Here is a 25,750-nt window from a genome sequence, read left to right as displayed (position 1 = left end):
GAGTCTGATCTGATGGATCTTGAGCCCGTGCACCAACTCCGCGACGAGGCCTTGCGTCTCATCGCTGCGGTACAGACAGCCTCTGATGGCAATGCTCCGTCTGTGACGGGCTCACAGGCTGGCGTCCGCGTCACGATTGATGGTCAGGGAACCGTCTCCGACGTCGCCGTCGATGGCAGTTGGCGACAGGAAGCCGGCGCACGCGGTCTGGCGGATCATGTGCTGCTTGCTTACCAGGACGCCTCCACCAGTCGCCTCCAGCACATGCTGGAACGGATCGAGGAGAACTCGGCGCGTCCTCCGATCGAGGAGCGCTTGAAGGCCGCAAACAGCATCCCCGATCCGCCACGTCCCTCCGCTGCGATGACCGACCAGGCGATGTCACGGATTCGCGATCTCGGCGGTATCCGTGCTGCCACCCAAGACATGATCAAAGCGCTCACAGCAGCAGGAAAGGAGACCTTCGAATCGCGACAAGCCGAAGGGGGTGTTGTCGCCCGGGCGAATCGTCAGGGGGAGATCACCTACCTGAACATTGATTCGACGTGGGCGCGGGAGGTCTCGGACAGGTCGATCTCTCAGCAGGTCGCGGCAGCGATGAAGGGCGCCCAGGATCTCGGAGTCGCAGCACCCTCGCTCGACGACTTGATGTGGGAGACCCCGTTGGGGCGTGCGGTTGGACTCATGACAGAGCGACACGAGTGAGATCAGAGGAGTAGGTATGGTCACGGTTGCAATGGCGGCGCAGGCGCTCACAGCCGATGCAGAGCGGTGGACCGGCGTATCGACGGCGCTGGGCAATGCGGCGAGCGCCGTCGGCGGTCTGACCGTCGCATCAGGGGACTTTCCAAGTCGAGGGGCGGTCGACACTCTCTATCCGTCGTTGGTAGAGAAGGTCACTGGCCTTCTGATCAGTGGCCGGAACGAGGCTAAGGAAGTCTCGGACGAGCTTCTCAACGTCAAGCGAGTGATCACCAGTGCTGATGAACGTGCCAAGGAGTCGATCGAGCAGTTCTGGGACTACACCTTCTGACGAGGAGACGGCACTATGACGACGAAGAGCGATCTATACGGGATGCTGGACGAGGCTGAGGGCCTCATGGAGGATCTGCGTGGCGCCGTGAACTTTGTGCTTCAGCACCTTCCCTTTTACGTGCCCGACAGCGTCGCCGACAAGATCTTGTCTGAGTGGGACAAGGTGAGCGCGAAGGCGACCGCCGAGATCTCCTCGATGCGAACCAGCGTTGATGAGTCCGGGGAGGAAGTGAGCTTGCGGGCGGCAGCCGATGGCTGGTCCGATCGTGTCAAGGCGGGTATCTCCGGACTCTCAGGACGGATCGATGAGGGAGGCTTGACCGCTGAGGACGCAAGCACCTTCCAGGGAACGGCGGCCGACGCCTACCGGGCGATCATTCCGGCCCAAAAGGGTGCCATCGACGCCATCGCCGGCCACCCTGATGACATCTCTTCGGGATTGGATGAACTCGCGGGAGCCATCCAGACTTGGACCAACGCCTACATTGTCGCCGTGTTGGCACTGCTGGGCGGCATCGGTTCGGCGATTGCCGGCGTTGCCGCGTCCGAGACGGGTGTGGGAGCCATCGTCGGCCTTGCGGGCGCACTCCTCTGCTTCGTGACCCTCGCGGGTTCCATCCTGTACGCGGAAACCGAGCTCACCAATGCCGTTCAGTCGGTCGAAGGTAAGTGGCGCGCTCTTCTCAACGAGTGGAATGGCTTCGACGGCCAGGCGTGGCCGAACGCCGTCTTTCCGCATTGATCTGGCGTCTGTCGATCGCCGCAGACCGCGACATCAACCCGCCAACAAGAGCAGTGCCGATTCTGAAGTCAAGCCTCACGTTGGCAACTTAGGGCAACTACAGGTCGTTATCGGTCTGTCCTTGAACAAGCCAAGTGTGAAGAGTCGCCAAGTAGTCGTGGTCATCGACAGAAACGGTCCGTTGGTGCGCAACGTCGCTGCGGAGGTCACTGACCCTCGCGATCCAACTTGAGCGCGCCTTCCATCCGCTTGACTTCTTCTCGTCGCCAGGAGGTGTATAACGCTTCTCGAACAGCTGGTACGTCGGCATAAGACTGGAGATCCTGGCGGACGGCCTCGGCGATCCGTACGCCGACCTTCTCTCCGTCGGTCGCTGAGGAGGGCCGTCGACGCCAGTCGACGCAAACGTCCCGAAAGTCGGTCTTCCCTTCGTGTTCGGCCGGTGCTTGACTTCTACATGGTCCGTGATGCACATCACACTGGACCACATTCCCGCAGCGAGCTCGGGCGCGGCATGAACGAGTGGAGGGAGAACCACGCATGCGGGGTTGGAAAAGAGCACGACTCCTCACCATCGGAGCCGCAGGAGCGCTCGTCCTCGGCCTGACGCTGCCCGGCGCACCCGCCGGTAGTGCACCTCCGGCGGACGATGATCGAGGTCGGGCCGCCAAGGAGCTCAAGCAGACCGGGTCCGACTACAACAACGGCAAGAAGGTCGGCATCGAGCGGAAGCGGGGTGACCTGGCCGGCAAACAGCCGCCGAAGGGACCCGCGAAGGTCGGTCAGAGCCGCACCTGGCTGGGTCTCGATGACGCCCAGGGAAGCATCTATCTGAAGGACTACACGCTGCGCGGTGTCGGCGACAACATCGAGGTGTGGGTCGCCGATGACCGGGCGTTTCCTGCCGGTGACTGCCGCAACGCCCTCGGCCTGACCGAGGTCACCGACGCCCAGGTCTCGAACTTCATCTCGGAGTTCGACAACACCATCTACCCGATCGAGTCGGAGGAGTTCTCGGTGCCGCCGGACCGGAACGGCAAGAAGGCGACCCTGCCGGGGCTGATCCCCAACCTGCCCTCCTCGGAGTACAAGGGCGACGGCGACAACATCGTGGTGCTGGTCGACAACGTCCGGGACGCCAACTTCTACGAGCCCGCCACTCCTGACGGGCAGACCTACATCGCGGGCTTCTTCTACTCGGTCTTCAACGAGTACTTCGACCGCAACGTGATGAGCATCGATGTCTTCGACTGGCTGCACCGCACCGGCACCAACCCGCCCGACGACAGCGCCGATCCGGCGTACGTCGCCTGCAACGAGGAGCTGAACAGCGCTCCCGGTCGGCTGGTCGGAGCATCTCGACCGCTGCTGTACGAGGGCACCTTCGCGCACGAGTACCAACACCTGCTGGAGTACTACGAGGACGCCGACGAGGTCTCCTGGGTCAACGAGGGCCTGTCCGACTACGCCCAGACCCTGGTCGGCTACGTCGACCCGAGCACCCCACCTGACGATCCCGGCGCGGACTCGCACCTGGCGTGCTTCATGGGTTATCTCGATCCGGCGTTCGGTGGCTCGGAGAACTCGCTGACCGGCTGGGGCGACCAGGGTGGGCCGGAGACGCTGTGCGACTACGGCGCGGTCTACTCCTTCATGGAGTATCTGGCCAGCCACTACGGCCCCGACTTCCTCAGTGCGCTGCACCGTGAGGATGCCGGCGGTCTCGAGGGGCTCCAGGTGGTGCTGGACCAGTTCGGTGCCGGGATCTCCGCCCAGCAGACGATCCACGACTGGGCCGCCATGGTGGCTCTCGACGCGGCACTGGACGCCAACGGCGGCAACCTGAACGGCGGTGACGCGGCGACGTTCCAGGCCGACTCGCTGTCCGCGAAGGTCAACTGGGACAACCCCGAGGCGTGGAACGAGAACGGCGCACCGCCGAACGGCTCGGACTACGTACGCCTCCGCGATGGTGCCGGTGCCTACCTCTCCGCGGGCGAGATCGAGTCGCTCAACTTCGATGGCGCGTCGTCGTTGGAGCCCAAGCCGGTCGAGTGGACGGTCGACGCCACTCCGCCGGACGCCACGGCGGCCGACAGCAGCTGTGGTTCGCCGCCGGCTGACGGCACCGGGGCCGCGGCCCTCTACGCCGGTTGCGGACCGAACCTCGACCGGTCGGTCGTGCGAGCTGTCGACGTGCCCGCCGGTGGCGCGTCGCTGACCTTCGACGCCCTGTGGGACGCCGAGGTCGGCTGGGACTTCGGCTACGTCCAGGTCTCCACCGACGGCGGTGAGACCTGGCAGAGCCTGGCCACCGCCGACACGACCAGCGAGCACGACCCGGGTGCCATCCCGACCGTGGTCGACAACCTGCCCGGCTTCTCCGGCGACTCCGGAGGCTGGCGGTCGCAGAGTGCGGACCTGTCGGCGTACGGCGGGCAGAACGTCCTGGTGGCGTTCCGCTACATCACCGACTCCGGGGTCGACGAGTCCGGGTTCTGGGTGCGTGACATCGCCGTCGGCGGCACCGCGCTGCCCAGCGACACCCTGGACGGCTGGCAGTCGATGTCGCAGGTCAACCCGACCCCGGTCGAGGGCTGGACGGTCCAGCTGGTGGCGTACGGCCCGGCGGGCTCGCCCGCGTGGGTGCACACGCTCGCGCTGGACGAGTCGTTCGACGGCACCCTCAGTGGTGCCGCGCTCGACGCCGCGATCGGTGACACCGCCGAGACCGTGGCGGCGGTCGTGATGTTCGACGATCCGACGGAGAGCGTGTCCGACCCGGCGCGCTACACCCTGACGGTCGACGGGGTCACCCAGCCGGGCGGCTGATCCCACAACCCAACGAGCGGGCTGCGGCTGTCGATGGACGGCCGCAGCCCGCCGCTGTTCTACGGTGGATGACGTACGCGCCGAGAAGGAGCCTGCATGTCGACCATCGCCGAACAGATCGTGTCCACCTTGTCCGCCAGCGGTGTCCGCCGCGTCTACGGGATCCCGGGTGACTCCCTCAACGGGTTCACCGACGCGCTCCGCAAGAACGGAGACATCAGCTGGATCCACGTACGTCACGAGGAGGCTGCCGCGTTCGCGGCGGCGGCCGACGCGGCCACCACGGGTGAGCTCGCGGTGGTCGCCGGGAGCTGCGGACCGGGCAACCTCCACCTGATCAACGGGCTCTTCGACGCCAACCGCTCACGGGTGCCGGTGCTCGCGATCGCCGCCCACATCCCGACCGCCGAGATCGGCACCGGCTACTTCCAGGAGACGCACCCGCAGGAGCTGTTCCGGGAGTGCTCGGTCTACACCGAGTACGTCGCCCAGCCGAGCCAGATGCCGCACGTGCTCGAGATCGCGATGCGTACGGCGGTCGAGAAGCAGGGCGTGGCGGTGCTGGTGATCCCCGGTGACGTCGCGTTGGCCGAGTCCGTGGTCGAGCGGACCGTCGAGATCCGCCCGACGCGCTCGCGGGTCATCCCCGACGAGGACGCGATCAGGCGGGCGGCCGACCTGCTGAACGTCGGCGAGCGGGTCACCATCCTCGCCGGTGCCGGCTGTGCCGGCGCGCACGACGAGGTCGTGGCCCTGGCCGAGACACTCGGCGCCCCCGTGGTGCACGCGCTCCGCGGGAAGGAGTTCCTGGAGTACGACAACCCCTATGACGTGGGGATGACGGGCCTGCTGGGCTTCGCCTCCGGCTATCGCGCGATGGAGCGGGCCGACACGCTGCTGATGCTCGGCACCGACTTCCCCTACCGGCAGTTCTTCCCGAAGCACGCCAAGACCATCCAGGTCGACGTACGAGGCGAGCAGCTCGGCCGTCGCCACCCGATCGAGCTCGGGTTGGTCGGCACGGTCAAGGACACCGCCTCGGCGCTGCTGCCGCTGCTCGAGCGGAGCGATGATCGGCGTCACCTGGACGACTCCCTGGACCACTACCGCCGCACCCGGACCAAGCTCGACGAGCTGGCCACTCCGTCCCGATCGAAGGCGCCGATCCACCCGCAGTACCTCGCTCGCCTGGTCGACCAGACCGCCTCCGACGACGCCGTCTTCATCCCCGACGTCGGGTCGCCGGTCGTGTGGGCGGCGCGCTATCTGACCATGAACGGTCGCCGCCGGCTGATCGGCTCCTTCGCCCACGGTTCGATGGCCAACGCGCTGTCGCAGGCGGTCGGCGCCCAGGTCGCCCACCCGGGCCGGCAGATCGTCGCGCTCGCCGGTGACGGCGGCCTCACCATGCTCCTCGGCGAGCTGGTCACCCTCATCCAGAACCGGCTCCCGGTCAAGCTCGTGGTGTTCAACAACTCCTCGTTGAACTTCGTCGAGCTCGAGATGAAGGCCGCGGGCTTCGTCACCTACGGCACAGATCTGGTGAACCCGAACTTCGCCGACGTCGCCAACGCGATGGGCATCTACGCCCGTCGCGTCGAGCACTCAGCGGATCTCCCGGACGCGGTCGCCGACGTGCTCGCTCACGACGGTCCCGCGCTCCTCGACGTCGTCACCGAGCGCCAAGAGCTCTCCATCCCGCCCAACATCACCGCCGAGCAGCTCAAGGGCTTCACCCTCTACGCCCTCAGGTCTGTCATGTCCGGGCGGGGTGACGAGCTGATCGACCTCAGCAAGGCCAATCTCCGCCAGCTGTTCTAGCGATCGCGTCCCGCGGTCTCGAGGAGGCGGAGCCAGATCTCGCTGATGGTCGGGTAGGCGGGAACCGCGTGCCAGAGGCGGTCCAGCGGGACCTCGCCGACCACTGCGATCGTGGCCGCGTGCAGGAGCTCGGAGATGTCCGGGCCGACCGCGGTGAAGCCGACCAGGATCTTCCGCTGCTCGTCGATGACCATCCGCGCCTGCCCGCGGTAGCCGTCCGCGTGGAGCGACGCTCCGGCGATCGAGCCGAGGTCGTAGTCGACGACGCCGACCTCGATGCCGGCCGCCTCGGCCGACTCGGCGGAGTGTCCTACGGCGACGACCTCGGGGTCGGTGAAGATCACCTGGGTGGTGGCGCGCTCGTCGGCGGTGGCGGCGTGGCGCCCCCAGGCGTTCAGGTCGGGCTCCTCGCCGCGAGCGCGTGCGGCGATCAGATCGCCCACCGCACGAGCCTGGTACTTCCCGTGGTGGGTCAGCAGCGCTCGATGGTTGACGTCGCCCGCGGCGTAGAGCCAGCCTTCCTCGAGCTGCCCGTTGTCGTCGACCACGCCCAGGGCGTCGTCGACCTTCAGCCAGCTGCCCGGCTCGAGACCGACGTGCTCGAGCCCGAGGTCCTTGGTGTTCGGCACTCGTCCGGTGGCGACGAGGACCTCGTCCGCGGTCACCTCGGTGCCGTCGGAGAGGGTCACCCGCACCTCGCCGCCATCATCACGCCGAGCCTCGGTCGCGCCGGCGTCCAGGTGAAGCGTGACCCCGTACGTCCGGAGCGCCTCGGCAACCTGCTCACCCGCGAACTTCTCGACTCCCGGCAGGAGTCGGGTGCGGGAGATCAGCGTCACCTGCGACCCGAGGGCGCTGTAGGCGGTCGCCATCTCGGCACCGACCACCCCGCCGCCGATGATCGCCAGGCGATCGGGAACGGACTGGGCGCCGGCGGCCTCGCGGTTGGTCCAGGGCCCGACCTCCTCGAGGCCCGGGATCGGCGGGATGAGGGAGGAGCTGCCGGTGGAGACCACTACGGCGTGGCGTGCCTGAAGGTCTGTGGTCGTGCCGTCGTCGGCAGTGACCGTGACCGAGCGGGTGCCGGTGATGCGCCCGTGCCCGCGGACCAGGGTGATCCCGGCCCCGGTCAGCCACTCGACCTGGCCGGTGTCCTTCCAGTGGGATGTGAACTCGTCACGCCGGGCGAACACGGCGGCGGCATCGAGCGTGCCCGTGACCGCCTGGCCGGCGGCCGGAAGCGCGCGGGCGGAGCGCAGGGCTGCCGCGTCCCGAAGCAGGGCCTTCGTCGGCATGCACGCCCAGTAGGAGCACTCCCCGCCGACGAGCTCACGCTCGACGAGCGCTGCGGTCAGGCCGCCCTGGACGACGCGGTCGGCGACGTTCTCGCCGGTCGGACCGCCGCCGATGATGATGACGTCGACGGTCAGGTCTTGGCTGGTGCTCGTCATGTCAGTTGACCTTACCTGCGCGCTGGCGCAGTCGGAGGGCAGAAATGAGGAAGAAGATGCCGCCCAGCGTCGCGTAGCCCGCGAGGCCGGTGACTGACGGCTTCGGGCCGGCGGCCATCAGGATGAAGCCCGTTCCGGCGAAGGTCGAGATCCCGCCGCTGAGGATCATCGCCCACTGGCCACCGAGTCGGTAGCGGCGTACCGCGACGAACAGCTGGACCAGGCCGGCGGTGATCGCCCAGGCACCCCACACCCGCAGGATGTCCGGGATCCCGGAGATGGCGGTGACGGCGACGCCGACAGCGGTGAGCAGGCTGAGCGCCATGTTGACGTAGAGCAGGACGCGCGGGCCGTTGGCACCCGAGGTGCGGTGGTCGACCACGGCGGCCACCACGTCGAACAGCGGGTAGATGACCAGCAGCGCGATGCTCGCGGCGTTGAGCGTGGTCGCGGTGAGTGCGACCAGGACGGCCCAGACGATCGCGAACCCGAAGCGGAAGAAGTAGAGCTTCGGCAGTGCGCGGGGCGGGGCGATCAGTGTGCCGGAATGGCCGGTCTCGACGGAGGTGGACATCGGATCCCTTTCTCGGATCAAACTGGGAGACAGAACGATCGTTCTACCTGGATCGAGAGTCTGCACCAGCCATTCGACAAATGCAAGACCGATCGTTCTGTCTGCTACCGTCGAGCCCGCGAGACCTAGACCGTGAGAACGAGAGGGATGGCGGATGTCTGAGGCCCGGGATCGACTGCTCAGCACGGCGAGTCGGCTCTTCTACACCGAGGGTCTGCACTCGGTCGGGGTGGATCGCGTGATCGCCGAGGCGCAGGTCACGCGGGCGACGCTCTATCGGCACTTCCGGAGCAAGGACGAGCTCGTCGTGGCGTACCTGACGCAGGCCGACGAGGCGATCCGGGCGCGCGTGGATGCCGCGCGGGCGGAGGTCGAGGACCCCGACGACCTCATCCGGGCCGTCGGCCGGTCGATCGCCGCGGACATCCAGGGCGAGGGGTTCCGCGGTTGCGCGTTCCTCAACGCCGCGGCCGAATACCCGGACCGGGCGCACGTGGTCCATCAGGCGGTGCTGAAGCACCGGCAGTGGTTCCTGTCCACGATGACCGATCTCTTCGCGGCGACAGGGAAGCCTGATTCGGAGTTTGCCGGCCGCCACTTCGTCATGTTGCGAGACGGTGCGATGGCGGCCGGCTGTCTGACCGATCCCGCCCCGGTCGGTGAGACGTTCCTACGAGGGCTCGAGGGACTTCTGACCTACCGGAGCGGCCTGGGCTCAGCGCTCAGCTGACGCCGTTGTCGGCGAGGAACTCCTTGGCGACGGTGGCCGGGTCGGCCTTGTCGACCTGGACCTTGGCGAGTGCCTCGGTGAGGTTGGCGGTGGTCAGCGCCTCGGAGACCGCGTTGAGCGCGGTCTCGGCGTCGCTGCTGAGCGCCTCGGAGCGGATCAGCGGGACGACGTTCTGGGAGAGGAAGAGGTTCTCCGGGTCCTCCAGGACGACCCAGCCGTTGGTGGGGATCGCCGAGTCGGTGGAGAAGACGTTGGCGACGTCGATGTCGCCCTTCGCGAGCGCACCGGTCGTCAGCGGGCCGCCGGCGTCGAGCGGCTTGAACTCCTTGAACGTGACCCCGTAGACCTCCTCGAGACCGACCAGGCCCTGGTGGCGCTCCTTGAACTCCGGGGCACCGCCGAGCGAGAGGTCCTTCGCGACCGGAGCCAGGTCCTCGATGCTCTTCAGGGAGTACTTGTCGGCCGTCTCCTTGGAGACGGTGAGGGTGTCCTTGTCCTCGGCCTCCGACTGCGGCAGGGTCTCGCTGCCCTTCGGCAGTACGTCCTGGAGCGCCTCGTAGACGTCCTCGGGCGCGGAGACGTTCTCCGGGACACCGTCCGGCTTCAGGTACGCCAGCAGGGCGCCGTTGTACTCCGGCAGCAGGTCGATGTCGCCGCTCTTGAAGGCCTCCATGTAGACCTCGCGGGACCCGATGTTGGGCTTGGTCTCGACCTTGACGCCCTCGGCCTCGAGAGCCTGGGCGTACATCTCCATGAGCAGCTCGCTCTCGGGGAAGTTGGCCGAGCCGACGACGATCGTGCCGCCGCCCGAGTCGGAGTCCGATCCGGAGTCGAGCGGGTCACCGCCGCAGGCGGTCAGGGTGCCTGCCACGGCGAGCGTCGCGAACAGGTACGCGGTGGTGCGGATTCGGCGGGACATTGAGATACCTCTCGGGTTGCTGGATTGGTCAGCCGGCGGGTGTGCCAGCGGGTTGGCCGGCGGCGCGGAGGGTGGTCGGACGGTTGCCGGCCTCGCGGCCGTCGACGCCGGGCGAGACGAGGAGTCGCTGCGCACCCGCGAGCGCCAGGTCGATCACGACCGCGAGCACGGCGATCACGATCGCGCCGGCGACCACCTGGTCGTACTGGAGCGTCGCCAGGCCGTCGAAGAGATAGCGGCCGAGGCCGCCGAGACCGACGTACGCCGCGATGGTCGCGGTCGAGACCACCTGGAGCGACGCGTTGCGCAGGCCGCCGATGATGATCGGCAGCGCGATCGGGACCTCGACGCGCCAGGCGATCTGGGCCTCGGTCATGCCGACCCCTCGCGCCGCGTCGACGGTCTCGTCGGCGACGGACTGGATGCCGGCGTACGTCGTGGCGAGGATGGGCGGGATGGCGAGCACGACGAGGGCGATCGTGACCGGGACCAGACCGATCCCGACCAGGCCGAGCGCGAGCATGAGCACGCCGAGGGTCGGCAGCGCGCGGCCGGCGTTGCCGAGGTTGATGGCGATCAGCGCGCCACGGCCGGTGTGGCCGATCAGCAGACCGATCGGGAACGCGATCACGGCCGCAATCGCCAAGGCGAGGATGGTGTAGCCGAGGTGCTCGAGGATGCGCTGGGGGAAGCCGTCGGGGCTGGTCAGCGACCAGTTGGCGGCGTCGAGCAGGTAGTCGAGACTCATCGCGCACCCGCTCTCGCCCACGGGGTGAGCCCGCGCTGGAGGGCGACGATGAGGACGTCGGCGATGACCGCGAGAGTGACCGAGAGGACCAGCCCGATGATGATCGGCGGCAGGTAGAAGCCGAGCTGGAACCCTCGGGTGAAGAGCTGCCCGAGGCCCCCGATGCCGATCAGGGCCGCGATGCTGACCATGCTCACGTTGGCCACGGTCGCGACCCGCAGACCGGTCAGGATCACCGGCATCGCCAGCGGCAGCTGGACCGTGAACCAGCGGCGTACGGGCCGATAGCCCATCGCGGTGGCGGCCTGCAGGACGGTGGTGTCGACCGCGTCGAGGCCGTCGGCGGTCGTGCGGATGAGCAGGGCGAGCGAGTAGAGGGTGAGCGCGATGACCACGTTGATCGGGTCGAGGACGCTGGTGCCGAGGAGGCCCGGGAGCAGCAGGAGCAGCGCCAGCGACGGGACGGTATAGATCACGCTGCCGGCGGTGAGCGCGATGTGGCGTGCCGGGACGTAGCGATGGACCAGGGCGCCCAGCGGCAGGGCGAGGATGAAGGCGATCGCCACCGGCAGCAGAGCGAGCCAGATGTGCTGGACGAGCGCGGTGAGGACGTCGTCGCCGTTGGTGACGAGATAGCGCCAGATCTCGTTCACCCGGCCTCCTCCGCGGAGGCCAAGGCCGCCAGGCGCTCCCGCTGTTGCGAACGTACGCTCCCGGCCAGGTCCTCGAGCAAGACCAGCCCGTCGGCGCGACCCTCGGCGTCGACCCGGATCGCAGCACCGGCGGGCGAGAGGATGACCAGGTCGGTGACCGTACGCAGATTGGCGCCGTCGCTGAAGGTGCCCTCGGTCGGGAGGAGCCCGTCGGAACCGCGCCAGCCGAGCGGTCGCCCGTCGCGGTCGACCTCGAGGGTGAGGCCGTCGACGCTGTGGTCGATGGGCTTGAGCGAGACCGAGCTCCCGTCGGCGAACCCGAGGCCACGGAATCCTCGGTCGCGGCCGACGAGCGAGGCGACGAAGTCGTCGGCCGGGGCGGCGAGGAGGTCGGCGGGCGGGGCGAACTGGGCCAGGCGGGCGCCTTGGGCGAAGACGGCGACCTTGTCGCCGAGGCGGATCGCCTCGTCGATGTCGTGGGTGACCAGGACGATCGTCTTGCCGAGCTCGCCCTGGAGCCGGAGAAGCTCCTGCTGGAGGTCGTCGCGTACGACCGGGTCGACGGCAGAGAACGGCTCATCCATGAGCAGCACGGGCGGGTCGGCCGCGAGCGCCCGGGCGACTCCGACGCGCTGCTGCTGGCCGCCCGAGAGCTGGGCCGGGTAGCGCTCGCCGAGGTTGGCGGCGAGCCCGACGCGCTCGAGCAGGTCGAGGGCGCTCGTGCGGGCCTCCCGGCGGGAGACGCCCTGCAGGATCGGGACGGTCGCGACGTTGTCGAGGACCGTGCGGTGCGGGAAGAGGCCGGCGCCCTGGATCACGTAGCCGATCTCGCGCCGCAGCTGTGCCTCCGGGCGGCTGGTGACGTCGTCACCGTCGATCAGGATCCGGCCGGAGCTCGGCTCGATCATCCGGTTGATCATCCGCAGCGCGGTCGTCTTGCCACATCCGGACGGCCCGACGAACACGGTGATCTGCCCGGTTTCGACCGTCAAGGAGAGGTCTTCCACGGCGACGGTGCCGTCCGGATAGCGTTTGGTCACGCCCTCGAACTCGATCACAGCCACCGTTCCTGTCTGTTGTTCTTCACCTGCGGACGCCGTTGCACAAGATCCTCAGCCTGCCAGATCAGGGGAAGGAACAGAAGAAGATACTAAACCGATAGGAAAAGTCTGGTTTGCTGTCCGGGCCTCGGTACTCGATGCTTGAAATGTGCCACATTCGTCCCGCCCTGTCGGTCAACCGGGACTCGATGCCCGAGATGTCGCTGCCTTCGCCCTGGGTGGGAGCAACGTCGACGTACGCCTCACCGCGGACGATCTCGAACGACTCGGCGCGGCGCACGGCCGGCTGACGTCAGCCGTCGACGCCGGCGAGGTCTACGGCGTGACCACAGGGGTCGGAGCGCTGCGTGCGGTCAGCCTCGACCCCCGCGGCACACCGAGCCTTCGGCTGTGGCGCAGTCACGCGGCCGGGACCGGCACGGCGCTGAGCGACGAGGAGGCCAGGGCCACGATGCTCGTACGCCTCCACCAGCTGCTCCGCGGCGGCGCCGGAGTGACGCCCGACCTGGCCGCGGGGCTCGCCCGCGCCCTGGAGGTCGGGGCGGTGCCGACGTTGCGTGACCACGGTGGTCTCGGCACCGGTGATCTGACGGTGCTCGCCCAGCTCGGGCTCACCCTCGCCGGCGAGCTGCCGTGGCGCTCGGGTTCGGCCGCGGTGGTCGAGCCGACCTACACCGATGGCCTGACCTTCCTGAGCAGCAACGCCGCGACGGTCGCGGTCGCGTCCTTGGCCATGGTGCGTCTCGCGGACCTGCTGCGCTCGGCCGAGCAGGTCGCCGCACTCTCCCATCTGGCGCTGCGTGGGTCGGTGGCGGCGTACGACGGGCGGGTGCATGCCGCGAAGGACGACCCGTTCGCGTCCGCGGTGGCGGTTCGGATGCGGACTCTGCTCGACGGCGCCGAGCGCGGCTCGGCGCGGTTGCAGGATCCGTTCGGGCTGCGAGCGCTGCCCCAGGTCCAGGGGGCGGCGGAGGCGGCGGCCGCCATGGCAGAGCAGGTGCTGATGAGCGAGATCGGAGCGGCGGCCGAGAACCCGCTGGTCCCCTCCGAGCCTGGCGAGGTCCTGCATCACGGTCAGTTCATGACCCAGCGGTTGGCCGGCGCGTTGGACGCGCTCCGGGCGGCGCTGCCGCCGGTCCTCGCGCTCTCGCACGCACGCCTCTCTGCCCTCCTCGATCCGCGTCAGACCGGCCTGCCAGCTTTCCTCGCCGATGGACCGCCCGGGTCCTCGGGACTGATGGTGACCGAGTACGTCGCCGCCGACCTGCTCGCCCGGGCGAGCACGCTGAGCTCGCCGGTCACGGCCGGACGTACGGTCGTCTCGCTCGGCCTGGAGGAGCACGCCAGCCACTCGACCTGGTCGGCCCGGCTCTGTGCAGATCTCGGGGACCTGGTCCCGTCGTTGCTGGCCTGCGAGCTCGTCGCGGCCGTGCGGGCGCTGCGGCTCGCGCCGGACCGCGTCCTCGCGGTGCCGGCGACCGAGCTGCTCGAGCGTTGTTCCTGGGAGCACGTCGCTCCGGACCATGTGTTCGGCCCGGAGCTGTCCGCCGCGGCGGAGGTGGTTCAGTCCTCCAGCGGGCGCAGCTCGTCGGCGTAGGAGACCGAGACGCGGCGCATCACGCCGTCGTCGCTGATCGCGTACTGCCCCATCCGCCACAGTGGTGGCGAGTAGGCGTGGATCGAGACCGCGCCGTCGACCGCACCGCTCATCCGATGGATGTGGTCGGGCCCGAAGCCGAAGCTGCGACCCGCGCCGACCTCCCGTTGCACGGGATCGCCGCCGAACCTCGGCTGCTGCTCGAAGACCGATCCGCGGGTCACCGCGACCGCGCCCGAGGAGATGTCGTGGTCGTGCCAGCCGGTGTCGTCGACGGTGTTCCAGCACAGCAGCCAGACGTCGATGTCCTTGTCCCGGTAGAGCGAGACGTAGTGGCGCCCGCCGGTGTCATGGCGCACCAGGTGCTCCCACCGCTCGGGGTGCGCTGCGAGCTCGTCGACCCAGGCGCGCAGCTCGCCGGGAGTGAGCGTACGTCCCGGCAGCTCGGGCAGTTCCGCGACCCCAAGAACGGTGTCCATGGTCGGTTCGGTGATGGTCATCGGTCTCCTCCGGTGAGCAGGTGGTGCGGGTTGGCGACGAAGATCGCCCGGCTGAGGGCCTCGCCCAAGCCGGGATCGGTCGGCTCGGCGTAGGGCCGGTCCGAGCCGTTCACCAGCGGGTCCACGCCGACCACGCGCGACATCGCGTCGATCGCCTGGGTGCCGTAGGACGAGGTCTCGTAGTAGACGTGCCGGTCGATCGCGCCGAGCTCTCCGCCGCGTTGTGCGAGGCGTTCGTGGTGGAGCGGCGCGAGTCCGGCCAGCCCTACGAACGCGATCCGCAGGGTCGGCAGCAGCGAACGTCCCGCGACGTGCCAGGAGTGCCATGCGGCGCTCTGCTGGGCGACGTACGAGGTGAGCGCGGGCCACCAGTTGGGTTGGTCTGTCGCGAGGTCCGTCGCGGGGCCTGGGTGGACGAGGACGGGCAGGTCGGCCTGCTGAGCCGTGGCGAGGACCGGAGCCAGGGTCTCGAGCGCGGAGGGGGTCGACAGCGCCGTCGCCGGGACCTGGAGGCCGTGGACGCGGTCGTGCGCCAGGACCTTCGCGAGGCCGTCGAGGTCCGGTTCGACGAGGGCCGGCGCGGCCCACAGCCCGTAGTCGGCGGGCAGGTCGTCGGCGAAGCCGTGCCAGGCGTCGAGCAGTCCCTGCGCCTCGGGCGGGGCGAGCGACTCGATGCCCAGCGGGCTGGAGAGCGACAGCAGGACGAGGCCCTCCTCCTGTGCCGCGCGGCGGCTGAGGTCGTGATCTCCCGGGTCGACGGAGTAGGGCGGCTCTCCGCCGAGGTGGAGCAGCCAGCCATCGAGGTACGGAGGCTGCCGCCGGCGGCGCAGCTCCTCGACCAGCCCTGGCGGCCACAGGTGCTGGTGGACGTCGACCTGGCGCTTCATGGGCTAAGTCAATAGGTTTAGTTGTGATTAAGCAAGCCTGCCCGCCGGTGAGGCACGATTGCGGGATGACCGACACGAACACCCAGATCCTGCTCCGCTCTCGCCCAGTTGGTGAGCCAACCGCCGAGGACTTCTCGATCGTCACCTCCGAGGTGCCCGCGCCTGCGGAGGGCGAGGTGCTGCTGCGTACGAAATTCCTCTCGCTCGACCCCTACATGCGTGGGCGGATGAGCGATGCGCCGTCGTACGCCGCTCCGACCGCCCTGGGCGACGTGCTGCCCGGCGCCACGGTCGCCGAGGTGGTGGAGTCGCGGGATCCGTCGCGGCAGGTGGGCGATGTGGTGCTGGCGTACGGAGGCTGGCAGGCGTTCTCCGTCGCGCCGGCCAAGCACACCCGCCGCCTGGATCCGTCCGTCGCACCGGTCTCCACCGCGCTGGGCGTGCTGGGGATGCCGGGGTTCACGGCGTACGCGGGGCTGACCCAGATCGGGCAGCCGAAGCCCGGCGAGACCGTCGTGGTGGCGGCCGCGACCGGTCCCGTCGGCGCCACGGTCGGACAGATCGCGAAGATCCTCGGCTGCCGCGCGGTGGGGATCGCCGGTGGACCGGAGAAGGTCGCCCATCTGACCGAGCTCGGTTTCGACGCCGCCCTCGACCACCGCGCGCCCGACTTCAAGGAGCAGCTGAAGGCGGCGGTCCCCGACGGGATCGACGTCTACTTCGAGAACGTCGGCGGTCACGTGTGGAACGCGGTGCTGCCGCGGCTCAACAAGTTCGCCCGGGTGCCGGTCTGCGGGATCGTCGCGCACTACAACGACACCGCTGCGCCCGAGGGGCCGGACCGGGCGCCCGGTCTGATGCGTCACATCCTCAACAAGTCCCTGCTGATCAGGGGTTTCATCCAGGACGAGTTCGTCCCCGATCACCAGCAGGCCTTCCTCGCCGAGGCGGCCGGCTGGCTGGCCGAGGGCAAGCTGCGCTACCGCGAGGACATCACCGAAGGGCTCGAGAACGCGCCTGCCGCGTTCAACCGGATGCTCCGGGGTCAGAACTTCGGCAAGACGGTGATCAAGGTCAGCTGACCCGGCTTGCTACGACGACGGGGCGGTCGGGGACTCCACGACCGTCTCGTCGGGAGCAGTCGCCTCCGCGGCCGGCTCCTTGAGGGTCGGGAACTCTGCCGTTCCGAAGAGCGTGCGCAGGTGGTCCCTGATCGTGAGGCCCTCGGGCATGGTGGTCCCAAGCTCGAACGTGGCGATGCAGTTGGCGATCACGGCGTCGTAGGTGACCTTGTCTGCCGCCTCGAACGTGTCTCCGTAGACCGCGATCGTCGCCACCCTGCAGGGCTCCGCGAGAGTCACCGCCGTCGCGGCGTCGGTGGGCGTCGGAGTCGGGGTCGGGGTTGGCGTCGGAGTCGGTGTGGGCGTCGGGGTAGGCGTCGGCGTCGGCTCGACCGGCTCGCTGGTCTCGCCGTCGCCGGGATCTGTGCTCGGGTCCGCCGACGGGTCGGGCTCGTTGTCACCGGAGTCCGCCGACGGGGGCGGAACCGGAGTCTTGGTGGCGCCGTTGGGAGCGGCCTTGATCTCCGACTTCGGCGCGACGGTGTTCGAGGTGCGCGGAAGGGCAGACGCGGTGGGCCTCATCGAGGAGGTGGACCCACCGTCCACGCTCGGTGAGCCCGGGAACTCCCCGTTTCGGTATTGGTCGGCGATCTTCAGCACTGCCTCGACGTACGTGTCGCTCTGGTTGTAGCGGTAGACCGCGGACTGGGCGCCGGAGTCGGTGCTGACGTCCTCGGTGCCGGCGCACAGGTAGGCCGCGGTGGCAACGGCAGCATCGTCGACGTCCTGGGGGTCGCGGCGGTTGTCGCCGTCACCGTCGGTGCCCATGACCGTCCAGGTGGAGGGGATGAACTGCATCGGGCCGACAGCGTGGTCGTACTCCGTGTCGTGGTCGTAGAGGCCGTTGTCGGTGTCGCGGATCGCCGCGAAGTTGCCGGCGCCGTTGAGCTGCGGGCCGATGATCGCGGGGAGGGCGAGGCCGTTGGAGTTGAGCTCGCTGCCGCCGAAGCGGCCGTGGTTGCTCTCGACCATGCCGATCGCGGCGACCAGCGCCCAGTCGATGCGGCAGGAGGCGTCGGCGTCGTTGAGCACGGTGGCCGAGCGCTGGTACGCAGCCAGGGCGACCGCCGGGATCGACAGCTCCTCGGCGTTGGAGGCCAGCTTCACTGCATCGGTCGGGGTCAGGTTCTTCACGCCACCCAGGCCATTGGAGATGCCGAGGGGGTCCTGGAGAGCGCCCGGATCGGGAAACTCAGGCTGCTGATGACCGGTGTCGAGGCGCGCCTCGTTCGGGGCCAGAACCGCGAAGGCAGCGGTCAGCGCGACGGCGGCAACGGCCCGAGGCCCGATGCTGGTCAGCGCCGCTGTACTGATGCTTCTGGCCCAGAATTTTCGGGGTGCTTTGCTCATGCCGGTCTCACCTCTTCCACGCGTGGGGTACGTGTCCGTCCCTTGAGCCTACCCAGGTATTCCCGATCGGCGCCCTGCAATTAGAAATCCACCCACCTTGGGGAAGAACGGCAACGGTCGGGCCACCTGACGTTGGGCTGGTGTTCCCCGGTACGCCGCCTGGCCTCACCTTCCGCCTGTCACCGTGGACGACATGACTGAACGGACTCGTCTGTGGATGGTTCCGCTGGTCGCGGCCGCGGGTTGGGGCGTCGGTTTCCTTCCCCAGCTCGTCCAGCCGCAGCCGCTCCTGCTCGCCCCGATGGTCGCCGAGCTGGTCTCGTTCACGCTGCTGGCCGCCGCGCTCGGTGGGCTCGCCGCGGGGCTGCGTCCGGACCGTCGGCTGCTCAGTGCCGTGCTCGCCGGCGCCGGTGTCGTGGCCGCGGCCTTCCTGGGGCTGATGTTCGCCGCTGGGCCGGCGGCGACCAACCCGTCGATGCTCACCCATCTGATCGCCATCGCCGCGATCACGACGGTCGCCGGTCTCGCCGCCGGGATCGCCGCGAGCCTCGGGCCGTGCGTGCTGCGGGCGCCGATGCTGGCCGCGCCGGCCGTCTGCGTACCTCTCTGGCTCGACGGGATGCTCCCGGGCGAGCTGCCGTCGTCGGTCATCGACGCGCTGCTGGCGGCCGCGCTGGTGACCGTGCTCGTGACGTCCGTACGCCGGGCCGTCGATGTGGTCGCGTGGGTGCCCGCCTGGATCCTGGGCTGGGCGATGCAGACGCTGCTGACGGTGCTGGTGGCCGTCGGCGTACTCATCCAGGAGGGCCGTTCGGTCGACGCCGGGTTGCTCTCCTCGCACCTGGTCTACTTCCACGAGCGCTGGAACGAACCCGCGGTGCACTACCCCGCCGGATGGGCGCTTGCCGGCGTCCTGGCACTGGCGCTGGTGGCGTGGAGGCTGCGTGACACCCTTCGGGTGTGAAAGATCGAAATCTGAGCACTCTCATCACCGGAGGCACTCGCGGGATCGGTGCCGCGGTCGCTCGTCGACTGGCCGCTGACGGCCACTCGCTCGTGCTCGGATATCTGTCCGACGAAGCTGCTGCGGTCGCGACGCGCGACGAGATCAGGGCGCTCGGGGTCTCCTGCGAGATCGTGGCCGCCGACATCACCACCGACGCCGGGATCGCCTCGCTCTTCGAGGCCGCCGGCCCGATCACCGGCGTGGTCAACAACGCCGGCGCGACCTACCGCTACGCGCCCCTCGTCGACACTCCGACCGACGAGATCCGGAGGACGTACGACGTCAACCTGGTCGGCCCCACGCTGGTCGCCCGTGCGGCGGTGTCGGCGCTCGCCGAGGGTGGCGTGATCGTCAACATCTCCTCCGGCGCCGCCACGCTGGGATCGCCGGGGGAGTACGTCCACTACGCCGCCGCCAAGGCCGGGATCGACGCGCTCACCAAGGGCCTCGGGCTCGAGGTCGCCTCGCTCGGCATCCGGGTCGTCGCGGTCGCCCCCGGGCTCACCGAGACCGACATGCACGCCAACACCGGCGACCCCGGCCGGATCGCGCGGATGGCGCCCCAGATCCCGATCGGCCGAGCGAGCTCACCCGACGAGGTCGCCGAGGCCGTCGCCTGGCTGATGAGCGAGAAGGCCGGGTACGTGACCGCCACGACGCTACGGGTGACCGGCGGGCGGTGATGTCCCCCGTCTGATGTCACAGCCGGGCGACGTACGTCGTCTCGTTGGCATGAACATCATCTTGTGGATCGTGACGATCTTTCTGGCTGCCGGGTTCCTGGCCGGTGGACTGGCGATGCTGCTGCTGTCGAAGGAGAGGTTCCGCAACGCCTTCGAGGGGTGGCACTACGCCGACGACTTCCCCGGCGGCTTCCTCAAGGTCATCGGTGTGATGAAGGTGCTGGCCGCGGCCGGGCTGATCCTGCCCGCAGTGACCGGGGTCGCCACCTGGCTGGTCCCGTTCGCCGCTCTCGGGCTGGTGCTGCTCATGACCGGCGCGACGACCACCCGCATCATCCGCAAGGAGTGGGGCTCCGCCGCCGGTGACCTGGTCTTCTGGTCGCTGGCGGCCTTCGTGGCGCTCGGTCGCTTCGTGGTCGTGCCGTTCTAGGACCGCGGCGTACGCAGGCGAGGTAACGATTTCGGCGTCGTGTCGTGCCCCCACGCGGTTGTCCGATGGACAACAATCTCCTCATGAGGCCCCAGGTCGTCGCGCATCGCGGCGCCAGTCATGAGATCGCGGAGCACACCCTCGCTGCGTACGTCGCAGCCCTGGATGCGGGTGCGGACGCCTTGGAGTGCGACGTACGTCTGACCATGGACGGGCATCTCGTCTGCGTCCACGACCGCCACCTGCGCCGTATCGGAGCGCGGGGGCTGGTCTCGGAGATGACCCTCGGCGAGCTGCAGGCGATCGACTTCGCGGCCTGGAAGAACGGGTTCTGGGAGGGTGAGGACGAGCCGCCGGACCGAGATATGCGAGGCGTGCTCACGCTGCACCGGCTGCTGCGGGTCGTGCGGGACTACGGCCGGCACGTCGAGATGGCGATCGAGACCAAGCACCCGACGCGCTACGGCGGGCTGACCGAGGGCCGGCTGGTCGACGTGCTCAACGACTTCGGCTGGGCCGGTCCGGGCAGCCCGGTGCGGGTGATGAGCTTCTCGTTCACGGCGCTGCAGCGGGTGGAGCGGCTGGCGCCGGGCGTACCTCTGGTCCAGCTCATCGACCGCGCCGCCAACTGGTCGCTCCTGCGGCACGCGATCGGCGAGGACTGGTGGCTCGGGGCCAGCATCGAGATGCTCACCGCCCACCCGAAGCTCGGGCGGCGGTTGGCGTCGAAGGGCCGCAACCTCCACGTCTACACCGTCAACACCGAGGAGCAGCTCAAGCTCTGCCTCGACATCGGCGTCAACGCGGTCATCACCGACCGGCCGGGGTTCATGCTGGAGCTGCTCGGCCGCTGAGGCGCGTTGCCTGGCGCGCGGGCCAGGCAGGTTAGGGTTTGGCCGTGGCCAAGAAGTCCCGAGTCAAGAACCGTCAGGCGGCTGCGGCCCCGACGGACGGTCCCAACCCGCGCGCGGCCTGCCCGTGCGGGTCCGGCAAGCGCTACAAGGCGTGCCACGGTGCCGCCGGCGGCGCGTTCGTGGGGCGCCCGTTCGAGGGCCTGCCCGGCGAGTGCGACCTGGTCGCGCTGCGCGAGCTGGTGCCCTCGGCGACGGTGTCGCTGACGGTGAAGGGCTTCGAGTCGACCCCCGTCACGCTCGGCACCCTGCTGCCCGGCGCCGCGCCGGCGATGTCGCGCGACTCGGGCGAGGTCTGGGCCGGGCTGCAGGTGCAGCACAACTACGGCGACGTGTCGCGTGATGTGGCCGCGGCGCTGCTCCAGGCGCTGGAGAGCCGCGCCGCCGGTGAGTCCGGCATCTTCGGCCTGACCACCGCGCCCGCTCCCGGCCCGCGGCTGCAGGACCTGGTGACCGACTCGACCCTGGACGTCACCGTCCACGAGGGCTTCGACTGGTGGCTCGCCGACGTCGAGGACAAGGGCGACTTCGAGCACGCGCTCGAGCACGCCAACGAGTCGGTGCTGCCGACGCTGCGACTGGCGTCGGTCGAGGCTGCGTACTGGACCTCGGTCGGTTCCAAGGAGCACCTGCGCTGGGTGATGCCCGAGCCCGAGGACGCCCTGCTGACCGCGCTCGCGCGCCTGCACGTGACCGGCGAGGACGTGATCGTCCCCGAAGCTCGTTTCGTCGGCATGTTCCGTGCCCACGGTCTGCTCGCTCCCGTCTGGGACCTGCCGGTCGGCACCGGCGCCGAGGCGCTCGAGGAGCCGGCGGTGGCGTTCAAGAAGCTCCTCGACGAGGCCCTCGCCGACGACTCCGAGATCACCCCCGAGGTGCGCTCGGCCCGCGCCGGGCTCGCCAACCGACAGGTCACCATCCGCTGAGGTGGATGCTGACCGAGGTAACTCGGTCAGCACTCACCTACTTCGTGGAGTTCCACGAGGGGAGCGACCGCTCACCGAGTCACCTCGGTGAGCATTCGCCGCCCCTACTGCTCCACCGGCAACCAGAGCTCGCACGAGGCGTACGTCTCGGTGAGCTCGAGGTAGCGCAGGACGGACGGTCCGGGGCGGAGCCGCCACGGGTTCGACGGGAACCAGTCGGTGGCGGTCGCCGCCCAGAGCCGCTGCAGCGTCTCCGGATGTGGGCCGCTGGAGGCGAAGACCGCCCAGGAGCCGGCCGGCACGGTGATGCTGTCGAGCCCGTCGGGCACCGCGGCCGACGGCGTGACCGCGACCCCGTGCAGGTAGGTGATCATCGTCCCCTCCTGCGCATCGGGCGACGGGGAGTCGGTGACGGCGAGGATGCCGCGCGGGTCGGTGTCGTTGAGCTCCTTGAGCCGAACGTGCTCCTCGGGCGCGATCGAGGCGATGTGTGCCTGGATGTGCGGGTTCACGCCTTCGTAGATCAGCGGGACCTTGGTGGCGTGGCCGACCAGCCGCAGCTCGGGCATGTCGTTGATGGTGACGTCCATCGGGGTGCTCCCTTCGACGCTCAGACGGAACCTGAGCGTGGGTTGTGTGCGTAGCGGACCACCGGATCGGCGTACGTCAGCCGGAGCCGAACCGTGCACGGCACGGAACGCGCGCCCGAACGCCTCGGTCGAGCCGTAGCCATAGCGCACCGCGACCTCCAGGAGGTCAGAGGCGCCGGCCACCAGGTCGGCCGCTGCCAGGGTCATCCGGCGGCGGCGTACGTATTCCGACAGAGGCATCCCGGCCAGCGCCGAGAACATCCGGCGCAGGTGGTACTCGGTGGTGCCGTGGTCGCGGGCGACCCGGGCAACGTCCACCTCGCCGGTGAGCCCGTTGCCGATCTCTGCCTCGACCAGGTCGACCAGGGTGTTGAGCGTTCCGATCATGTGGTCCTCCTTTCGCCATCAAGCCTCGCCCGGGAGCAGCCTCCGGCGCCCGACCTTTCTGGTCAGATTCAGTCTGGCCAGGTTCGATCAGGTTCAGTCGGACCGCGAACGCAGCCGGAACGCCTGCAGGCGGGAGTAGCCCTTCACGCTCGTACGCCGCATCTTCTCGACCTGGAAGCCGTCGACGTCCTCGAGCGCGGCGGCGGCGTTCTCGTCGATGACCACCGACGAGGGCCGGGCGACGGTCGTGAGGCGGGCGGCGATGTTGACCGTCGGACCGAAGACGTCGCCGAGTCGGAGCACCACGTCGCCGTAGGATATACCGGCCCTGACGTGCGGGAACGCGCTGTCGCGATCCTCCCCGAGGGCGGCCAGGTCCAGGGCGGTCCGGGCCGCGGCGGCGACGTCCTCGAAGGTGAAGAACACCCCGTCGCCCAGATACTTGATCACCCGTCCGCCATGTTCGACGACGACGTCGGAGCAGGTGTCCTCGAACTCCTCGACCCAGTCGACCAGCTCCTTGTCGCTCAGCCGCTTGGACCGGGCGGTGTAGCCGACGATGTCGAGGAAGCCGACCGCCAGCGGCACCGCGGAGGCGTCCGCGACGGTGAGCATCCGCCGCGCCGCGCTGACCAGATGGCGCCGCCAGACGTAGTCCTGCAGCGACTCGACCAGGGGCAGCACCTGCCCCGTCAGGGCGACCAGGTCCTCGACCTCGTCGCCGCCGCGCTCGCGGGCGACCTCGGCCAGCAGAGACGTCTGCCACTCGGCCAGGCGCGCGTAGGACCGTCCCCAGGTCCGCACGAGCGCCGCCTGGCGGTCCTCGCTGAGCACGCCGAGGCGGACGAGCTCCTGCGTCATCCGCAACGCCTCGACATCGGCCTCGGTGAAGGCGATCTCGTCCTCGCCCGCATGCGGGAAGCCGAGGTGATGCCAGAGGTCCTCGGTGACCTCCATGGGTACGCCGGCAGCCTCCGCCACCTCGGCACGGGTCAGCGTGGGCGTCTGGCCGAGGACGAAGGACTCGACCACGGCGAGCGCCTCGGCCAGCTCGATGTCTGCCTCACGGCTACGGCCCTGGCCGAGGCTCTCGCCAGCCTGGTCCTCGAGCGTCAGGAGCCGAACCTCTCCTTGGCGACCTTCTCCAGCGCCCTCGCGAACGTCGGCATCTCGACGGACAGCTGCTGCAGCTTGTCGGCGCTGAGGTGGATCAGGTCGAGCGGGGTGAGGGCGACGATGGAGGCCGTGCGCAGCGAGCCCCTCATGATCGCCGCCTCGCCGATGATGTCACCGGGACCGCACTGGGCGATCTCCTCCTTGTCCCGGCGGACCGAGACGGTGCCGTCGAGGATGATGTAGGCCTTGTCCGGCGGGGTGTCCTCCCAGATCGGCGACCAGCCCTCGGGCAGGTGCACGCGGGTGCCGGTGGCGCTGATGTGCGCGATCTCCTTGGGCGTGAACATGGAGAAGAACGACTCGGTCACGAGGGTTTCCTTCGGGGTCGGCTGTGGGGTGGCTACCGCTATGTGACGGCAGTTACAGAGATCAACGATGTTCGTCTACAGGGGTTACCCGCGGGTGTAGTTGCCTATGCGGGCAGCGGGTCACGGGCGATCGGGCAGCTCATGCATCGCGGACCGCCGCGGCCGGAGCCCAGCTCGGAGCCGGCGATCGCGATGACCTCGATGCCGGCGGCCTCCAGGGCTCCGTTGGTCTGGGTGTTGCGCTCGTAGGCCACGACCACGCCCGGCGCCAGTGCCAGGGTGTTGTTGCCGTCGTCCCACTGCTCGCGCTCGGCGGCGACCGGGTCGAGCCCGGTGTCGATGTGGTGGAGCTTGTCGATCCCCATCGCCTCGGCCGCGACCTCGAGGAACGGGCGCGGGTCCGCGATGTTCAGCTGGCCGTCGTCGCCCGCGGGGGTCACGGCGTACGCCACCAGTGAGTCGACCGCGTTCGGGTAGATCACCATCTTGTCGGTGTTCACCAGCGTGGCGATGGTGTCCAGGTGCATCGTCGCGCGCTCCTGCGCGATCGGCACCGCGAGCACGGTGTGGGCGAGCTCCTCGGCGAAGACCTGGCGGGCGAGCCGCTCTGCCCCGGCGGGGGTGGTGCGCTCGCCGACCCCGACCGCGACGACACCGGGAGCGAGGAGGAGTACGTCCCCACCCTCGACGTGCTCCAGGTGGGCACCGTGCAGCCGCGGGCTGGCCCGGAAGCGCGGGTGGAACTGGTAGATCAGCTCGGTGAGCGCGGTCTCGCGCTTGCGAGCCGGCATAGCCAGCGAGGTGACCGTGGCCCGGTCGCGGATCCACACCGACGAGTCGCGGGTGAAGAGCAGGTTGGGGAGCGGGTCGATCAGGAAGTCGTCGTGGGCGAGCAGGCTGGTGACCAGGCCGTGGCCGCCGCGTACCTCGTCGTTGCGGACGCCGGCGGTCAGGTGGTCGGTCAGCTCGGCCGGTCCGGCGTCAGCGAGGGCATCGCTCAGGTAGTCGCGCAGGGTGTCGCCGAGGGTGAGCGAGCCCAGCACGTTCTCGAGCGCCAGCTTCCGCGCCTCGGGCACCTCGAGGGTCTCGGTGAGCAGGTCGGTCAGGTAGAGCACCTCGACGTCGCGATCCCGCAGCGCGGCCGCGAAGGCGTCGTGCTCGTCCTGAGCCCGCTTGACCCACGGGATGCCGTCGAAGAGCAGCTTGTCGTTGTTGCGCGGCGTCAGCCGGGTGAGCTCCCGGCCGGGCCGGTGGAGCATTACCGTACGCAGTCGTCCGACCTCGCTGTCGGCGCCAAGTTCAACCATGCCGG

General features: G+C 69.3%; 26 protein-coding genes. 13 read left to right on the top strand and 13 right to left on the bottom strand.

Annotation, left to right across the window (positions count from 1 at the left end; all coding sequences use genetic code 11):
• The first annotated feature begins 12 nt into the window (after positions 1-12).
• The 5 genes from OH802_RS03480 (at position 13) to poxB (ending at position 6,430) form a co-directional block, all read left to right on the top strand.
• Complete coding sequence (locus tag OH802_RS03480; RefSeq protein WP_406025138.1) at positions 13-705, top strand: hypothetical protein; 693 nt, start codon at positions 13-15, stop codon at positions 703-705.
• Between the two features lie 16 nt (positions 706-721).
• Positions 722-1,033 (top strand): hypothetical protein, encoded by a 312-nt coding sequence (locus OH802_RS03475; RefSeq protein ID WP_406025136.1) that lies wholly within the window; start codon positions 722-724, stop codon positions 1,031-1,033.
• A gap of 15 nt (positions 1,034-1,048) precedes the next feature.
• Positions 1,049-1,777 carry a hypothetical protein gene (locus OH802_RS03470; protein WP_406025134.1) on the top strand — a complete coding sequence of 243 codons (729 nt, stop codon included), beginning with the start codon at positions 1,049-1,051 and terminating at the stop codon, positions 1,775-1,777.
• 540 nt (positions 1,778-2,317) lie between these two features.
• Positions 2,318-4,609 (top strand): choice-of-anchor J domain-containing protein, encoded by a 2,292-nt coding sequence (locus OH802_RS03465; protein WP_406025132.1) that lies wholly within the window; start codon positions 2,318-2,320, stop codon positions 4,607-4,609.
• Between the two features lie 96 nt (positions 4,610-4,705).
• Positions 4,706-6,430: a ubiquinone-dependent pyruvate dehydrogenase gene (gene poxB, locus OH802_RS03460; protein ID WP_406025130.1), complete on the top strand. Its 1,725-nt coding sequence runs from the start codon at positions 4,706-4,708 to the stop codon at positions 6,428-6,430.
• Here poxB and OH802_RS03455 read toward each other — a convergent pair.
• Positions 6,427-7,881 carry a dihydrolipoyl dehydrogenase family protein gene (locus OH802_RS03455; RefSeq protein WP_406025128.1) on the bottom strand — a complete coding sequence of 485 codons (1,455 nt, stop codon included), beginning with the start codon at positions 7,879-7,881 and terminating at the stop codon, positions 6,427-6,429. The two genes, poxB and OH802_RS03455, sit on opposite strands and share 4 nt — an antisense overlap.
• A gap of 1 nt (position 7,882) precedes the next feature.
• On the bottom strand, positions 7,883-8,455 hold the full coding sequence (locus OH802_RS03450) for a hypothetical protein (protein ID WP_406025126.1): 573 nt from the start codon (positions 8,453-8,455) through the stop codon (positions 7,883-7,885).
• A 154-nt stretch (positions 8,456-8,609) separates the two neighbouring features.
• Between OH802_RS03450 and OH802_RS03445 the strand changes: the two genes are divergently transcribed.
• Positions 8,610-9,185, top strand: coding sequence for a TetR/AcrR family transcriptional regulator (locus OH802_RS03445; protein ID WP_406025124.1), 576 nt, complete (start codon positions 8,610-8,612; stop codon positions 9,183-9,185).
• Here OH802_RS03445 and OH802_RS03440 read toward each other — a convergent pair.
• Genes OH802_RS03440 through OH802_RS03425 form a run of 4 tightly spaced genes read right to left on the bottom strand, consistent with a single transcriptional unit; the run spans position 9,178 to position 12,563 of the window.
• On the bottom strand, positions 9,178-10,104 hold the full coding sequence (locus tag OH802_RS03440; protein WP_406025122.1) for an ABC transporter substrate-binding protein: 927 nt from the start codon (positions 10,102-10,104) through the stop codon (positions 9,178-9,180). The genes OH802_RS03445 and OH802_RS03440 overlap by 8 nt on opposite strands.
• Before the next feature lie 28 nt (positions 10,105-10,132).
• Positions 10,133-10,852, bottom strand: coding sequence for an ABC transporter permease (locus tag OH802_RS03435; RefSeq protein ID WP_406025120.1), 720 nt, complete (start codon positions 10,850-10,852; stop codon positions 10,133-10,135).
• Entirely contained in the window at positions 10,849-11,505 is a 657-nt protein-coding gene (locus OH802_RS03430; RefSeq protein ID WP_406025118.1) for an ABC transporter permease, read from the bottom strand. Before OH802_RS03430 ends, OH802_RS03435 begins: the two co-directional genes overlap by 4 nt.
• A complete protein-coding gene (locus OH802_RS03425) occupies positions 11,502-12,563 on the bottom strand; it encodes an ABC transporter ATP-binding protein (protein WP_406029227.1) in 1,062 nt (353 codons plus the stop codon). The genes OH802_RS03430 and OH802_RS03425 overlap by 4 nt, the downstream gene beginning before the upstream one ends.
• Before the next feature lie 151 nt (positions 12,564-12,714).
• On the opposite strand from OH802_RS03425, the gene OH802_RS03420 reads away from it, so the two are divergent.
• Entirely contained in the window at positions 12,715-14,163 is a 1,449-nt protein-coding gene (locus OH802_RS03420; RefSeq protein ID WP_406025116.1) for an aromatic amino acid lyase, read from the top strand.
• Here the strand turns inward: OH802_RS03420 and OH802_RS03415 are convergent.
• Positions 14,130-14,663 carry a cysteine dioxygenase gene (locus tag OH802_RS03415; protein WP_406025114.1) on the bottom strand — a complete coding sequence of 178 codons (534 nt, stop codon included), beginning with the start codon at positions 14,661-14,663 and terminating at the stop codon, positions 14,130-14,132. The genes OH802_RS03420 and OH802_RS03415 overlap by 34 nt on opposite strands.
• Positions 14,660-15,550 carry an amidohydrolase gene (locus OH802_RS03410; protein WP_406025112.1) on the bottom strand — a complete coding sequence of 297 codons (891 nt, stop codon included), beginning with the start codon at positions 15,548-15,550 and terminating at the stop codon, positions 14,660-14,662. The genes OH802_RS03415 and OH802_RS03410 overlap by 4 nt, the downstream gene beginning before the upstream one ends.
• 65 nt (positions 15,551-15,615) lie before the next feature.
• Between OH802_RS03410 and OH802_RS03405 the strand changes: the two genes are divergently transcribed.
• Positions 15,616-16,632, top strand: a complete 1,017-nt coding sequence (locus tag OH802_RS03405) for an NADP-dependent oxidoreductase (RefSeq protein ID WP_406025110.1) — start codon at positions 15,616-15,618, stop codon at positions 16,630-16,632.
• 9 nt (positions 16,633-16,641) lie between these two features.
• Here the strand turns inward: OH802_RS03405 and OH802_RS03400 are convergent, their stop codons facing one another.
• The gene (locus tag OH802_RS03400) at positions 16,642-18,021 is read right to left on the bottom strand and encodes a lytic murein transglycosylase (protein ID WP_406025108.1); all 1,380 of its coding nucleotides are present in this window, start codon (positions 18,019-18,021) and stop codon (positions 16,642-16,644) included.
• A 193-nt stretch (positions 18,022-18,214) separates the two neighbouring features.
• Between OH802_RS03400 and OH802_RS03395 the strand changes: the two genes are divergently transcribed.
• The 5 genes from OH802_RS03395 to OH802_RS03375 all read left to right on the top strand — a co-directional run bounded on the left by OH802_RS03395 (position 18,215) and on the right by OH802_RS03375 (position 21,977).
• Positions 18,215-18,985, top strand: a complete 771-nt coding sequence (locus tag OH802_RS03395; protein WP_406025106.1) for a hypothetical protein — start codon at positions 18,215-18,217, stop codon at positions 18,983-18,985.
• Positions 18,982-19,710, top strand: coding sequence for an SDR family NAD(P)-dependent oxidoreductase (locus OH802_RS03390; protein ID WP_406025104.1), 729 nt, complete (start codon positions 18,982-18,984; stop codon positions 19,708-19,710). The genes OH802_RS03395 and OH802_RS03390 overlap by 4 nt, the downstream gene beginning before the upstream one ends.
• A 49-nt stretch (positions 19,711-19,759) precedes the next feature.
• Entirely contained in the window at positions 19,760-20,140 is a 381-nt protein-coding gene (locus OH802_RS03385; protein WP_406025102.1) for a DoxX family protein, read from the top strand.
• An 83-nt stretch (positions 20,141-20,223) separates the two neighbouring features.
• Complete coding sequence (locus OH802_RS03380; protein ID WP_406025100.1) at positions 20,224-20,994, top strand: glycerophosphodiester phosphodiesterase family protein; 771 nt, start codon at positions 20,224-20,226, stop codon at positions 20,992-20,994.
• A gap of 44 nt (positions 20,995-21,038) precedes the next feature.
• On the top strand, positions 21,039-21,977 hold the full coding sequence (locus OH802_RS03375; RefSeq protein WP_406025098.1) for a DUF5926 family protein: 939 nt from the start codon (positions 21,039-21,041) through the stop codon (positions 21,975-21,977).
• Between the two features lie 104 nt (positions 21,978-22,081).
• On the opposite strand, the gene OH802_RS03370 is transcribed toward OH802_RS03375, so the two are convergent.
• The 4 genes from OH802_RS03370 to OH802_RS03355 form a co-directional block, all read right to left on the bottom strand.
• Positions 22,082-22,954, bottom strand: a complete 873-nt coding sequence (locus OH802_RS03370) for a GyrI-like domain-containing protein (RefSeq protein WP_406025096.1) — start codon at positions 22,952-22,954, stop codon at positions 22,082-22,084.
• Between the two features lie 93 nt (positions 22,955-23,047).
• Positions 23,048-23,986: an adenylate/guanylate cyclase domain-containing protein gene (locus OH802_RS03365; protein ID WP_406025094.1), complete on the bottom strand. Its 939-nt coding sequence runs from the start codon at positions 23,984-23,986 to the stop codon at positions 23,048-23,050.
• Positions 23,987-24,066: 80 nt separating this feature from the next.
• Positions 24,067-24,438, bottom strand: coding sequence for a cyclic nucleotide-binding domain-containing protein (locus tag OH802_RS03360; RefSeq protein WP_357334012.1), 372 nt, complete (start codon positions 24,436-24,438; stop codon positions 24,067-24,069).
• Between the two features lie 104 nt (positions 24,439-24,542).
• Positions 24,543-25,745 carry an arginine deiminase gene (locus tag OH802_RS03355; protein WP_406025091.1) on the bottom strand — a complete coding sequence of 401 codons (1,203 nt, stop codon included), beginning with the start codon at positions 25,743-25,745 and terminating at the stop codon, positions 24,543-24,545.
• Between the last annotated feature and the right edge of the window lie 5 nt (positions 25,746-25,750).

It is taken from the genome of Nocardioides sp. NBC_00850 (assembly GCF_045207335.1).
Lineage (GTDB): Bacteria > Actinomycetota > Actinomycetes > Propionibacteriales > Nocardioidaceae > Nocardioides.
Note: the sequence above shows the minus strand (reverse complement) of the source record. Positions and strands in the feature narration are given on the sequence as shown.